The sequence below is a fragment of the Tepidanaerobacter acetatoxydans Re1 genome (assembly GCF_000328765.2).
GTDB classification, from domain to species: domain Bacteria; phylum Bacillota; class Thermosediminibacteria; order Thermosediminibacterales; family Tepidanaerobacteraceae; genus Tepidanaerobacter; species Tepidanaerobacter acetatoxydans.
Genome location: NC_019954.2, coordinates 1,776,806 through 1,790,762 on the forward strand (window position 1 = coordinate 1,776,806; position 13,957 = coordinate 1,790,762).

General features: G+C 38.9%; 15 protein-coding genes. All 15 read right to left on the reverse strand.

All coding sequences use genetic code 11. The features are described from left to right. Positions 1-109 precede the first annotated feature (109 nt). The 15 genes from TEPIRE1_RS08585 to TEPIRE1_RS08655 all read right to left on the reverse strand — a co-directional run bounded on the left by TEPIRE1_RS08585 (position 110) and on the right by TEPIRE1_RS08655 (position 13,891). Positions 110-1,174: an ABC transporter permease subunit gene (locus tag TEPIRE1_RS08585; protein ID WP_013778776.1), complete on the reverse strand. Its 1,065-nt coding sequence runs from the start codon at positions 1,172-1,174 to the stop codon at positions 110-112. Then, positions 1,149-2,048 (reverse strand): ABC transporter ATP-binding protein, encoded by a 900-nt coding sequence (locus tag TEPIRE1_RS08590; protein WP_013778777.1) that lies wholly within the window; start codon positions 2,046-2,048, stop codon positions 1,149-1,151. Before TEPIRE1_RS08590 ends, TEPIRE1_RS08585 begins: the two co-directional genes overlap by 26 nt. Then, a complete protein-coding gene (locus TEPIRE1_RS08595) occupies positions 2,023-2,433 on the reverse strand; it encodes a GntR family transcriptional regulator (protein WP_013778778.1) in 411 nt (136 codons plus the stop codon). The genes TEPIRE1_RS08590 and TEPIRE1_RS08595 overlap by 26 nt, the downstream gene beginning before the upstream one ends. 366 nt (positions 2,434-2,799) lie before the next feature. Further along, entirely contained in the window at positions 2,800-3,702 is a 903-nt protein-coding gene (murQ, locus tag TEPIRE1_RS08600) for an N-acetylmuramic acid 6-phosphate etherase (protein WP_013778779.1), read from the reverse strand. 106 nt (positions 3,703-3,808) lie between these two features. Then, a complete protein-coding gene (locus TEPIRE1_RS08605) occupies positions 3,809-4,747 on the reverse strand; it encodes a GNAT family N-acetyltransferase (protein WP_013778780.1) in 939 nt (312 codons plus the stop codon). Positions 4,748-4,877: 130 nt separating this feature from the next. Beyond that, positions 4,878-5,267, reverse strand: coding sequence for a PTS sugar transporter subunit IIA (locus tag TEPIRE1_RS08610; RefSeq protein WP_013778781.1), 390 nt, complete (start codon positions 5,265-5,267; stop codon positions 4,878-4,880). A 76-nt stretch (positions 5,268-5,343) separates the two neighbouring features. After that, the gene (locus TEPIRE1_RS08615; protein ID WP_013778782.1) at positions 5,344-6,210 is read right to left on the reverse strand and encodes a PTS system mannose/fructose/sorbose family transporter subunit IID; all 867 of its coding nucleotides are present in this window, start codon (positions 6,208-6,210) and stop codon (positions 5,344-5,346) included. 3 nt (positions 6,211-6,213) lie between these two features. Next, positions 6,214-6,996, reverse strand: a complete 783-nt coding sequence (locus TEPIRE1_RS08620) for a PTS mannose/fructose/sorbose/N-acetylgalactosamine transporter subunit IIC (RefSeq protein ID WP_013778783.1) — start codon at positions 6,994-6,996, stop codon at positions 6,214-6,216. A gap of 20 nt (positions 6,997-7,016) precedes the next feature. Next, the gene (locus TEPIRE1_RS08625; protein ID WP_013778784.1) at positions 7,017-7,508 is read right to left on the reverse strand and encodes a PTS system mannose/fructose/N-acetylgalactosamine-transporter subunit IIB; all 492 of its coding nucleotides are present in this window, start codon (positions 7,506-7,508) and stop codon (positions 7,017-7,019) included. A 98-nt stretch (positions 7,509-7,606) separates the two neighbouring features. Beyond that, complete coding sequence (locus tag TEPIRE1_RS08630; protein WP_013778785.1) at positions 7,607-8,287, reverse strand: PIG-L deacetylase family protein; 681 nt, start codon at positions 8,285-8,287, stop codon at positions 7,607-7,609. 83 nt (positions 8,288-8,370) lie between these two features. Beyond that, positions 8,371-9,213 (reverse strand): MurR/RpiR family transcriptional regulator, encoded by an 843-nt coding sequence (locus tag TEPIRE1_RS08635; protein WP_013778786.1) that lies wholly within the window; start codon positions 9,211-9,213, stop codon positions 8,371-8,373. 235 nt (positions 9,214-9,448) lie between these two features. After that, a complete protein-coding gene (locus tag TEPIRE1_RS08640; RefSeq protein ID WP_013778787.1) occupies positions 9,449-10,843 on the reverse strand; it encodes an NAD(P)(+) transhydrogenase (Re/Si-specific) subunit beta in 1,395 nt (464 codons plus the stop codon). A 14-nt stretch (positions 10,844-10,857) separates the two neighbouring features. Continuing rightward, the gene (locus tag TEPIRE1_RS08645) at positions 10,858-11,121 is read right to left on the reverse strand and encodes an NAD(P) transhydrogenase subunit alpha part 2 (RefSeq protein ID WP_041591561.1); all 264 of its coding nucleotides are present in this window, start codon (positions 11,119-11,121) and stop codon (positions 10,858-10,860) included. 22 nt (positions 11,122-11,143) lie between these two features. Continuing rightward, entirely contained in the window at positions 11,144-12,328 is a 1,185-nt protein-coding gene (locus TEPIRE1_RS08650) for an NAD(P) transhydrogenase subunit alpha (RefSeq protein ID WP_013778789.1), read from the reverse strand. Positions 12,329-12,691: 363 nt separating this feature from the next. After that, on the reverse strand, positions 12,692-13,891 hold the full coding sequence (locus TEPIRE1_RS08655; protein WP_013778791.1) for a sigma 54-interacting transcriptional regulator: 1,200 nt from the start codon (positions 13,889-13,891) through the stop codon (positions 12,692-12,694). Positions 13,892-13,957 lie beyond the last annotated feature (66 nt).

Sequence of the window (13,957 nt, forward strand, 5' to 3'; positions counted from 1 at the left end):
TATTTTTCATTTCATTATACTGCTTTAGTTATTCAAAGTAAACACAAATTATTAAGCAGCATATTCCCAAGATCAATGTCTAAAAAGTAAGTATCTGACCACATTATTTTTATACCTTTGCTCGGTTTGTCTTTATGCTGTAACTTGCTACAAACCATCCCAAAAAAATTCCTATGATATAGCCAATTATTGTAAATATCCTGGGAACATTATTTGTGAAATATATAAAACTTCCTGCGCATCCGGTAACTATTACTCCAATGAGCATAGAAGTACACACTGCCACCCCAAACTTGAAAAATGTTTCTATTGTCTCAAACTCCAGAGTTTCGCCGCTTCTCTCCAGCTTATTGCGGTCAAATAATAGTTTTGCTGCAGCAAGCATTATTATTGCTGATATAAGGTGAAATGTAATTGGCACCTCTTTAATGTTGCTTAATATCCCCGGCATAGTATATGACCCAAAAATATTTAAAAACTCGTCAATTACAGATATACGATACCCCCACACCGCCATATTCATATACAGCAATCCTGTAAAACCTATCGGGAATATGAAAAATATAATAGTCAGCACTAACTGGGATATTGAAGTACCTGTCAAACTTGCAAAAAGCAGTGAGAAACTCAATATAACAAATAATCTAAAGGCATCTGCTCCAAACCAGGACATTACCATACCTGCCGAGTAAAAATCCCTTAAACCTTTTGAAAACCATAGAGCCGCTGCCATTATCACCGCATTTATTAAAAACGGCAAAATAGCATTTACAAAAGCTATTACAACCTTATTAAAAAAGATTTCTGTACGGCTAAATGGCATAGTCGCAAGTATTTCGAATGTCTTTTTTCGCTTTTCCTCTCCAAATAGAAGTGCCGCAGCTGCCATGGGTGTAAATACTACTAACATTGCTCCCATACCTGATAGTTGTTTAAATTTATCTTGTAAAAGATTCTTTAACTCGGCTTTGTATTCATCTTTATCATAGCCCGCGTACCATTCCGGGTGTTTTTCCATTTCTTGAATTGTTCTTTGATAATTGTTGTATGTATTTATCACGCCTAAAGTCATCGTAAAAAATAATATGCCTGCTACCGCAAAGCACAGCCATTTAGTCATTTTCCAGTCCTTTTTCAGTAAAGCCTTATTAAATGGCAATGTCTGTAAAGTCATAGCCTTCAACTCCCATCTTGTATATAAAAATCTCTTCAAGAGACATATCTATCGTTTCCAATAAAATAGGATTGCATTTTTTAATCGCATCTATTACAGTCTCAAGATTATCTTTTACCACTATTTGATGTATTTTGCCGATAGTTTCTATTTTTAGTATATGTTCATTGCTCTTTATCTCCTCTGGAAACTCACCTTTAAATGCAACTTGAATCTTTCTCACATTACTTTTTAGATTTTCTACACTATCTTCCAGCAACATCTTGCCTTCATGGATAATGCCGATATGGTCGCAAATTTGTTCCAATTGCCCCAAATTATGGCTTGAAATCAAAACAGTAGTTTCATTTGCACTTACTTCGTCGACAATTAAGTTTAAAACCTTTTGCTTAACAACAGGATCTAAACCCGATGTGGGTTCATCTAATATAAGTACATTAGGCATTATGGATAAGCTCAAAAGTATGGCAAGCTGTGTTTTCATGCCCTTTGATAAATATTTGATTTTTTTATTGCCGTCAAGCTTGAAAAGCTTCATTAATTGAATATATCTTTCATCACTCCAAAACGGGTAAGCATCTTTATAAAACTCGACTATCTCATGGATTTTAAAAGAAGGATAAAAATACTGATAGTCTGATACATAGCCAAGTCTGGACTTTATCTTAGCATTGTCTTTGATGTTCTCGCCAGAGATTAGCACCTCACCCTTTTCCGGTTTATATATATCTACTAAGTTCTTTATCAAGGTTGTTTTACCCGCCCCGTTAGGCCCTATCAATCCATATATGGAGCCTTTATTGACATGAATGTTTATATCATCAAGTATCTTATCTTTACCTAAATATTTATTCAAATCCTTTATTTCTATCATTGCTATCAAATCCCTCCATTTCATCTATTAAATTTCTAATAAGATTAATCAACTCTTCCTTATTAAACCCCATATAAAATGCCTCAATTATTCCTTTTTTAAATATCTCCTTTACTTCATTCAGCTTGTGCTCGTCCTTTCTGGGCTTATATTCTTCAGAAATAAATGTTCCTCTACCCTGAATCGTAACCACCACTTTCTCCCTCTCCAGTTCCTTATATGCTTTTTGAACAGTATTTGGGTTTAAAGTCATCATCTTGGCCATATCCCTAACCGACGGCAGCTTTTCCCCCGGTTCAAACACGCCTTTCAATATTCCTTCTTTTATACTGTTTACAATTTGCACATAAATAGGCGTGCTGCTGGTTACATCTATATCAATCAATTTTTCACCTCCAACGGCATTTTGAATATAGTGTACTAGTAGTATTAATACACTGCATACATAATAACTTATAAAAAAATAAAAGTCAAGGTTTATCCCTAACTTTTATTTTTTTGCTCCTGTATTTCTATTTTTCTACTGTCCGGGTAGCTGTTATAGGTTAAAAACGGCTTTTTATCCCGGGAACTGCCTGTCATCCTGAACGCAGTGAAGGATCTTTGCAAGGATAATAGGATATAGGATTCTTCGCTGTGCTCAGAATAACAGGAGTATAATCAGAATTTAGAATGACAGTAGTACATAGTAAAATGGCAGAATCAAATAATCGTTTTGTTTCAGATATAAGAATTAATCTAAGGCACCCTCTTATTTAGCTAAACCGCCCAATGCCTGCCTTATATGGCCGTCATTATCCTTTAGCAGTTGGCGGGCCGTATCCTTATCGCTTTGAGTCAAAAGCATCATAATAGCCAATTTCACATCATAATCTGTTTCATTTAAAGTCTTTTCTACTTCAATATCGGAAGCACCTGTAGCAATCTTTACAATGCGTTTTGCCCTTTCCACCAGCTTCTCATTGGTTGCCTGTACATCCACCATAAGGTTGCTATAGACCTTGCCTAATTTAATCATAACACCGGTAGAAATCATGTTGAGCACCAGTTTCTGAGCTGTTCCTGCTTTCATGCGGGTAGAACCCATAACCGCTTCAGGTCCTACAATCGGTGTTATCATAATATCCGAGTATTGCTGCATAGGACTATTATTAGTACAACATACACCTATAGTTAGTGCCCCTTTATTATTTGAGAATTTCAAAGCACCTAAAACATATGGAGTTCTGCCGCTGGCTGCCAAACCTACCACCGCATCCTTTGAGCTAAGATTCTTTGCCTTTAGATCTGTTTCTCCTGCTTCAAAATCATCTTCCACCCCCTCGGCTGCACGGCGTATGGCTGTATCACCGCCGGCAATTATACCCTGTACCATCTCATGAGATACCCCGTAAGTAGGAGGACATTCAGAAGCGTCTAAAATCCCCAGTCTTCCACTTGTTCCTGCGCCTATATAAATCAACCTTCCACCTTTTCTTAACCGGTGTGCTATACTTTCAACAGCTTCTGCTATATGTGGTATTTCTTTTTCTACCGCAAAAGGTACTGTTTTATCCTGATCGTTTATTTTTTTCAGCATGGTTTTGGTATCTAATGTATCTATATCTAATGTATCAAGATTTCTTTCTTCAGTAATAAGTTCTGAAAGATTCATTACTTGAGTTCCTTTCTAAATCGAAATTTTTTACCCGGTTTTATTTCGGCAGCTAAAAGGCCGCTGAGTCAGCATTGCGTAAGCATTGCCTTGAGATTTCTTCTATTTAGAGCGTTTTATCATAATCTATAAATGTTCTGAATACCTGAACACCATGCCGTTCATAGAATCGTCTTCCGGGGACATCTGTGGAAACAAAATAGAGATGGTAGATTCCTCTTTTTGTCATCTCCGCCTGCATGAAGTCAAACAGGATTCCTCCCAAGCCATAATTTCTAACCTTTTCACTTATTCCAATCGGCCCAAATCTCATCGGATTTCCGTCGATCATTCTCATGCAGAAGCCGCAAATATTTTTATCTTTGTCTAAAACCAGAAGAATACAGTCTTCTGCAAGGTTGTTCTGCATGCTTATAAGTGCATTCCTTTTCCATCCTCCGCCAAATTCTTTTTTTGCAAATTCAAGTAAGTCAAGTGCATAACTGTAATCGAAGTTAATGATGGAAAATCCTTGATTTTGAGCTTCCCTGTACTTTTCCATGGTCTCTTCACTGATAGTATAGCCGTGAAGGTCTTTTTTCATGGAAAAATTCATCTCTCCACTCTTGTAGCCATGTTTTTCAAAAAAGGATATGGAAGATGGATAGTTCTCCTCGTCTAAACCCGGAAAGAAGTAACTTGGACTGTATGCACCCAAAGTAATTGTCTTACAGCCCAGTTCTCTAAGAGCATTCTCGGCTTTCATGAGAAGTTTTCCTCCCACACCTCTTCTTTGATAATTTTCATCAACAAACATGACATTTACCCAGCCTCTTGTGGGTTCCAGGCCCCTTTCGAGATACGGGAATTTCCGTTTCATTGCCAACAGAAATCCAATGACTTGTTCATCTTCCAATGCTATATAACACAAGTTGGAATCAAAATTGTCATCAAAAATTACCTGCTTTCTGAATTTTAATGCAGTTAGGGTATCTGCTTTCAATATCTTGTTCCAAAGAGTTATAACATCTTGTTCATATCGTTGTTCATAATTGATAATCTTCATTGAATCCTCCTCGTATAATAAAGTCATAGTTTAAAAACTATATTTCTTTTCTATCTCACTATTCTTGTGAGATAATAATTGTACAGATAGAGGTCGTAGTTTTCCTCCTTGTTGGTTGACTTTAATCCTTTTATTCTTCCGGAAACATTTTTACAGAATCCTTTGTTGTCTCCACACTTCTCTTTGCCAATTCTTCCAAGCTCAGTTCCGAAGGCATAGCTAATTCCACATAAGCCATAGTGTTGATTCCGGTTACCAGCATGTATCTTCCCGGATTGGCCATGCACTTCATGGCTGCCACTCTAAAAGGAGATGCGCCAAAGAGGTCGCAAGAGAAAAGTATATCTTCATCTCCAATCTTTTCCAAAAGAGCATCCAGATTGGTTTCCAGAGTATCTAAATCACTTTCGGGATCAAGGTCAAGAAAGTGCATGTACTCAGGCACTCCCGAAAGCATATTAAGGTTCTTTCTTATTCCTTCGGCATATCCTCCATGGCCTATTACAATGATATTGATCATTTCTTCTTCTCCTTCTGTGTTTTTCAAATATGAATTCGACTTCGTTCATTGTTAATAAATATTTCTTCTGTATATCTCATGCATAAAAACCTGTCCAGTAGCCTAATGCCGTAAGAACTGCTGCCAATGCAAGGATTAATCCCATCAGTTTAAGCGGAGACCATTTTTTCTTAGAGTAAAGATAATACACTGCAAGTGTCAGAGATAATGGTAAAAGTTTAGGAAAAATACTGTTTATCATATTATCTGCATTGAATATCACCTGATTCGGTATCACGGTATTGGTTGTAGCATCATAGATATCTCTTACGATTTGAATAGGCAGCGGCATATTTACGAAAGAAGCCGTAAGAGCTCCGACGACAATTAACCCAAGAACAGTCATGGCATCGGTAAGTTTGTTAAGAGTTCCGTCGGCCATAAAAGTCTGCATGCCTTCAAGGCCTGATTTATATCCTATTTTAAATAGATACCAGCTGAGAAGAAATGTTCCCACCGGATAGACAATCATGTAAAGCAGAGAGCCAATCCAAGAAATATTTGCAGATGCCTGAGATATTGAAAGTGCTATAGTTAGAAGAATAGGGATGATTGTCGCAACCCACAGAGAATCTCCTATGGCTGATGTAGGGCCAATAAGAGCTACTTTCACACTGCTAATGAGTTCCGGTGTGCATGCTTTGTTAGCATTGGCTTCTTCCAGTCCGCATACTATACCATTAACTATAGAACCAACCTGAGATTCAGAGTTATAAAGTGTAATATGTCTCTTGAGAGCCTCGCTTCTTTCTTCCTTTGTATCGTATAGTTCCTCAATAACCGGAGCCATGGATTGGCCAAAGGCCATCCCTAGCATGCTTTCTGCCTGTTGCGAGCACCCATTCCAAAAGAACCAGTTCAGGAATGATTTTTTTAGGGTCTTTTCACTGATTTTCTTTTCCATTTCTTACTCCACCTCAACTTTCTTAGATGATGAGTAATAATAAAGTATTGTCACAATTAAGGCCACTACTGTTACAGCCATGGTATTTAGGTTAAAATACGTTACAAGAATAAAACCGGCCAGATAGATGACAATATGGTACTTCTCCTTCAGAAGAAAAGATAGAATAATTCCCATTCCAAGTGCAGCCATCATTCCTCCAAATACAGAAAGCCCTGTTGTCAGCCAAGCCGGTATCAGAGAAACAAAATCAGCCTGCTCAGAAGCAGCCGTCATAGAAGTCAAAAGCAGCACAGCAGGAATGAAACGAACTGCAAATCCGATGAGCTGTCCCAGCACTAGATTAGGGATAAACATTTTTCTTGTTTCACCGGCTTCTGCATATTTGTATGCCACTCTGTTAAGGGGGAGGCATGCAGCATATGAGATGTTCCACATGATTTGTCCGACAAGACCGCCTATTCCGGCAAAGACAACAGCAAGACCAATGACTTCCGTTGCACCCATTCCTTTTCCAAAAACAATTGCGGCTGCTGTACCGATATATGTTGCATAAGACAAATCCCATGCAACTGCTCCGCCGGGTGTCACATTGCCCATGTACATGATCTGCAATGGTATACCTACTATCATTGCCGTATTAACATCACCTAATATAAGTCCGACGACAAAGGAAGCAACCAGCGGCCTGCCAAGGGTATACCAACCCAAGGTATTGCCTATAATAGAACCTATAGATCCAAGGTAGATAAAAAGGGAAATCAAAATAATTTGTAGTGTACTCATTGTTTTCCTCCTTAATATATTTATTTTATTGATTGCTTAAATGAGGACCAACTAGTTTCTGTAGTGCTGGGCAGCTGCTGGAATGTAATTTTGATGTTCTTTGCCGCAATGGAGTCCAGCAAAGCTACATCGCTTTCACTTAAGTAGAATATCCCGGTAGCTCCACTCACTTTATAAATGGTATCCGGGCGTTTTGCCAGATTGCCCAGTATAATTTGCTCACAGCATAGAATACTCTCTTCCAGTTCTTTCAGCTTTGAAGGCTGTTTGACGATAACCAGTCTATTCCTGTCGGAATCGTTTCTTAAGAGCGTCTTTGCCTCTTCAGTTGAAACAATATTCGTTTTGTACTTTGAGGGAACTCCCATGGTCATTATGGATTTAAGCATTGGATTCTTAACACTCTCATCATCCACTGCAATGATTTCCTGTATCCCCAAAGTCGGGCACCATGCAACTACTGTCTGCCCATGAATCAGTCTGTCGTCAACCCTTATATAAACTTTTCCCAATATTATTCTCCTTTCTGCATAATATTTATCAATGTATATATATTTTCTGGCAAAACCATCAGATTCATAAATCTTAATTTCTTACTTCTTCCATTGAATCACCATAATTTATTCTCAATGAGACTGGCATACATATAGCAGACGGTGAATTTTGAAGAGTTGGATTCTATCTGACGTATTCTGCCATTATTGGTATAGTAAGGTATATAAGGGAAATCATTTACTTTGCCTCTGAATACGTCATATTCATTAAGAGCGCTGAACCACTGTTCTTTCTCATCGTCATCCAGCTGGAAATATGCCTGCGGAATAAATCCGACCAAATCTTCAAAGGTCTCTCCGTATACCAGTCTGATTTGACTTCCTTTTTCTCTCATATTCTTCACGGCTAATGTGACTGCATCATGTGTCTCGATATGCCTTCTATGCATTGAGCCTCTCCAATGGGTAATAACTAGGTCGACTTTTTCATCAACAAAGTATTCTTCTAATCTTTTGGCAAATTCTTCAGTTTTGGGCATATTACTGGATACATACCCCAACCAGAGGTAATCTGCTCCCAGTTTTTCGGCGGCTCTCCGGTTCTGATTCAGAAGGTCTTTAAGATAAGCTTGCTTTTCTTCTTCTGTGGCCTTAGGGTCTTCCAGCCTTCCCTGCGTAACATGGAGCAGAGTACACTTGGCTTTATTTTTAACATATTTGATTATTAGCGGTCCTCCCATAAGCTCAGCGTCCAGTGAATGTGCACCGATACTGACTACTCTTTTAACATTGCTCATTTTCTAACATTCCTTTCACTTAACTTAAGGCCAAAACGGCAAGAAACCGTTGCCTAATTTTACTTCACTTCTGTTTAAAGAAATTAATATTTTCTAAAAGATACGGCCTTGCTGGTGTTTTCTAGGTATTGGCTTATGTCATCATATTTTTTACAGGCTACAGCAGAAAAAATAATATCAATAACATTGAGTTGAGCCATTCGCGATGCCATAGCACCACTTCTGAACAAAGCTTCACTGGATGTGACAAAAAGCTTTATATCGGAAACTTCGGTGATAGGGGAGTTTCCAAATTTAGTAATGCAAATCGTAGTAGCTCTTGCCTCTTTTGCAAGTCTTAGGGCTTCTACGGTATCAATAGTTTGACCTGAATATGATATTCCTATGGCTACATCTTTGCTTGTGAGATTAGCCGCCGATGCAAGCTGCATGTGATTATCCAAATAAGCGGTACATGCTTTATTTATACGCATAAATTTATGCATGGCATCCTGAGCTACTATAGCCGATGCACCAATACCATAGATATCAAGTCTTTTAGCCTGCATGATAGCCTCAACGGCTTTGTTTATTTCATCCCGACTGAGTACATCCATGGTACTTTCAATTGCTTGCATGTTATTCTTAGTAATCTTGGCAATAATAGCGTCCAAGTCATCGTCGATATTAACTACACCTTGTATTTTCCTCGTCTTAAACGCTATATCAGCCGAAACTTTTATCTTCAGATCCTGATAACCCTTATACCCCAATGTGCGGCAAAACCTTACAACACTGGCTTCGCTAGTGTCGCATTTTGCTGCAAGTTCTGCTATGGGTAAATCCGAAATTTCCAGTGGATGTTCTAAAATATATGTGGCTATCTTTTTCTCGGAAGGGGTTAAATTATTATATATCGCTTTAATCTTTTCTATTTCTCCTGCCATAATTAAATTCACCTCTTATTTATATTATTCGACACGTTTTGTATTATTCCTTCATCATTTATAAAATTTTTTGTAGTTTTGCTTCACTTTTATAACCCTACATTTTAGAATAAAGTCATAATAATATAAAAACGAGCTGCTGCACTGCGAACTATTCCGTTCGCTGAAGTGCAGCAGCTCATTTTCTTAATACTTTCTACCTAATATTTCAGAAGTTAAGATGGTATAGACCCGTTTATTGCTTTATGACCTCAACCAGCTCTTTAACAGTATCTGCGGCATTACCTAATAACAGATGCACGTGGAGCAATTCATACAGCGAATTTTCCACTCCTGAATAACCCGGCTTGGTATCTAGGTTGCACACGATGACGTTCTTTGCCTCTTCCACTTTCAACACCGGCATGCCATAGATAGGTGTGCCTTCGGCGGTATTGGCAGCCGGATTTATTACGTCACATGCTCCAACTACTATAGCTACATCAGTTTCGGAAAATTCCGGATTGATTACATCCATTTCGCAAAGCTTATCATAGGGCACATCCACTTCCGCCAAAAGCACATTCATATGGCCAGGCATGCGGCCTGCTACCGGATGTATGGCAAATTTTACTTCCTTGCCTTGAGACTCTAGTGTATCATACAAAGCTTTTACCTGGCTTTGAGCTTGGGCTATGGCCATACCGTAGCCGGGAACAATGACCACTTTTTTGGCGGTTTTTAGTATTTCTGCAGGTAATTTCTTGGCTGTCACAGGGGGTTTTCCCACATCTATGACCTTTTCTTTAGGCGTGGTTTCTTTTTTATTAATTCCAGAGTTTAATTGTGATCCACTAAGTATATCGACCAATGACCGATTCATCGCACCACACATAATCTGGGTCAGTATAAGCCCGGAAGCTCCGACGATAGCCCCTACGGCTACCAGCAGCGGGTCTTCTATGGTAAAGCCGCAAATAGCTCCGGCCAATCCGGAAAAAGAGTTGAGCAGTGAAATGGTTATCGGCATATCGGCTCCGCCGACTCTAATAGCAAACAACACCCCATAGGCCAGTGCCAAAAATGCGGTTATAATTGCGATAAATCCTATGCCAGATATATTAGCGACAGAAGCAGTTATGATTAATAAAATAATTATCAATAAAACAGCGTTTGAAATCAGACCGTGGTTTTTTAAAATAATCGGCCTCTGGGATATCCTTCGATCAAGCTTGGCTGCAGCAATCAAGCTGCCGCTGAAAGTCACTGCCCCTACCGCCAGTGCCAATTGGCCGGTAAGCCGGCCGAATAAAGTCATTTGCTTATATCTCTCAAAGATTTCCACCAAAGCCACTAAAGCTGAAGCTCCACCGCCAAGACCGTTTAACAGTGCTACCATTTGCGGCATTTGAATCATTTTAACTCTCATAGCCATGATGTACCCGGTTACCCCGCCGACAAAGATAGCAAACCATAACAAAGGCACATCGATAATCCCATTATAGGCCAAAACCACAATGACAGCCGCCAGCATTGCCATGGCCCCTATTCGGTTGCCCTGCACAGCTGTTTTGGGCGAGCTCATCAATTTAATTCCCACAAGGACCAAAATCGATAAAACAATGGAAACTATTTCATAAGTCCCTATCATTGCTACACCTCACATTAGCTCTTAAACATTTTTAACATCCGATCTGTGACCACAAAACCCCCAACTAAGTTGACCGTCGCCAAAACTACGGCAATAAAACCTAAGAATTTACTGCCTGATGATACGGCATAAGCCGTAGAAACCAGGGAACCCAATATAGTCACACCGGATATAGCATTGGTGCCTGACATCAGAGGGGTATGGAGCAAAGAGGGAACCTCTTTTATAACCCTGTACCCCAGCAAGGACGCAACAATAAAAATAATTATGAGAAACATTTCTTTCACTCTTTTCACTCCTTTAATCCAAGCCAATAGCCTCACGAGCTCCGGCATGATACAGCTTGCCGCCCTTTGTGACAAGGCTTGAGGCTATAATCTCATCACTGGTATCTATTTCCAACCTGCCATTGTTAATAAAGGATGTGATATAATTAAAAATATTATGAGCAAACATCCATGTTGAGCTTATAGGCACCATGCCGGGAATATTCTTGGTGCCGTCTATACTAACACCATATTGGACTGTTAATTCGCCGCCCTTTGTAAGTTCACAGTTTCCTCCTTGGTCTATGGCCACATCTACAATAGCAGAACCGGGTTTCATCTGTTTTACCATTTCTTCTGTAACTAAAACCGGCGCTAATCTTCCCGGAACCAAGGCTGTTAATATTAAAATATCAGACTTTACTACCGTTTCTTTTATAGCTTCTCTTTCCTTTAAAAGCCATTCTTTTGGCAATGATTGCGCATAGCCACCCTTTCCTATTGCTACATCAGCCGGCACACCAGTTTCAACTATTTTTGCGCCTAAACTCTTTGCATGTTCAGCTGCATCAGGACGAATATCCGCAGCATGCACAACTGCACCTAACCGCTTTGCTGTGGCTATAGCCTGCAGCCCAGCCACACCTGCGCCAATTACCATAACTGATGACGGCTGAATCATGCCAACTGCTGTACCTATCATTGGGATAAACTTCGGCAAGCGGTCAGCTGCCATCAAAACACTTTTATATCCTGCTACAGTACTCATAGAAGTTAAAGCATCCATTGATTGAGCCCGAGAAATTCTAGGTATGCCATCTAGCGTCAGGCTAGTTACCTTTTTCTCCATGAGCTTCTTTACCATTTCATGATTAGCAGGTGCTGCGGGATGGAGGAATGTTATCAAAACCTGACCTTCGTGCATCATATCAACTTCATGTTTTCCCAATTCTTCATTAAATAACGGTTCCTTGACTTTTAAAATAATATCCGATTCATCATATAGTTTTTGAATATCATCAATAATTGCCGCACCGACTTTTTTGTATTCATCATCAGAAAAATACGAACCAATTCCCGCACCTTTTTCAAAAAAAACTTTAGCTCCGCCATCAACAAGCTTTTTTACCGTATCAGGTATTGCAGCTACACGCCGCTCGCCACTCATTATTTCTCTAGGTATGCCGAAAGATAACCCTCTAAACTGTCCTTCAGACATTTTACAACCCCCTTAAGAATTTATTCTTATAATAGTATATTGCAAAAATCATGCCATAACTGCTCAGTCTAATACAGCCGCACCTTTGTGAAATTATTATAAAAAAATATTGCTTTTTGGTAACTATAGTTGCCAAAAAGCAATATTTAAGGTCTAAATCGGTAACTAATGTTACCGATAATGTGGCTTAGTTATTAAATTTATTGCTATTATCGCTTTGAATAAATGGTTTAAAAATATAAAGTTTTTTTAATATCGGAATTAATCAAATAAAGTCACTATTTTCTATTAACCGTATACTTATATATTATATAAAGTTTTTTAAGTAATTCTTTTGAACATAAACCTCCATGGTAACTTTTGCTACCGGGGAGGTTTATCATCTAGCTCCTCTTTATTTATATTGTATTTTTTCATCTTTTTAATCAGCGCCGGATGCGACAGACCTAATGCCTGAGATGCTTTCCTTATTGAAGTGTGTTTTAACAAAGCTTCGGTAATCATTTTAGACTCTAGCTGTTCTACCATGACCTTTAACGGTTTATCCTCGGCATCTGGCAATATAAGCTCATTATCAACTTCAAAATGAAGATTATCTATATCAATGATTCTGCCGGGAGTCAAATTTACGGCCCTTTCGATCATATTTTGCAGCTCTCTTACATTGCCGGGCCAATCATAATTCACTAAAAAAGCCATTGCTCTTGCTGTAAGCGTTTTAGGTGGTTTGCCGGTCGATTTTACATATCTTGAAAGAAAATATTCTGCAAGCAGCGGAATGTCGGCTCTGCGTTCTTTTAAAGATGGTATGGCAATAGGTACGACATTAAGACGATAGTAAAGGTCTTCTCTAAATTCACCTTTTTGAACCATCTTTTCTAAGTCGCGGTTAGTTGCGGCAATAATTCTAACATCAATGGGTTTTTCTTCATAACTGCCTATCCGGCGTATTTTCATCTCTTGAATAGCCCTAAGCAGTTTTGCCTGCGTACTTAAGGAAAGATCTCCTACTTCATCCAAAAATACCGTACTTTTATCTGCAACCTCAAGCAGCCCGGCTTTACCGCCTTTTTTGGCTCCGCTAAAAGCTCCGTCTTCGTATCCGAACAGCTCACTTTCCAAAAGAGTATCAGGCAATGCAGCACAATTTACAGGATAAAATTGGAATTTGCTTCTTGGACTTGAAAGATGTATGGCCTTTGCAAAGAGCTCCTTGCCTGTTCCGCTTTCACCCAAAAGCAAAACAGTACTGCTGCTGTCTGCTGCCAGCTTTGCCCTGAATATTGCTTTTTTCAAAGCTCGGCTCTCGCCTAAGATGATATTAAAAGGATCATCTCTAGGAACATCCAAGGTAGTATATCTTACTTCTTCAACCTTTTTTATATTAGGAATAGGTGCCAGATCTAGCATAATCTTTTTCTTGATTTCTTCATCATCACATTCTAATTCAAAATACATGAGATTTGGTAAAACTTCCAGTGCTAAAATACTGATATTATATTTAGCTATAACCCTACTGGTATCATAGACCATACCTGTCCTGTCATCAAATTCAATCCGCAACCTGAAAGCTCCCAAATTATCACCACCATGATATTTTTCGGCTTAGCAAGAGCCATAAAATTTTTA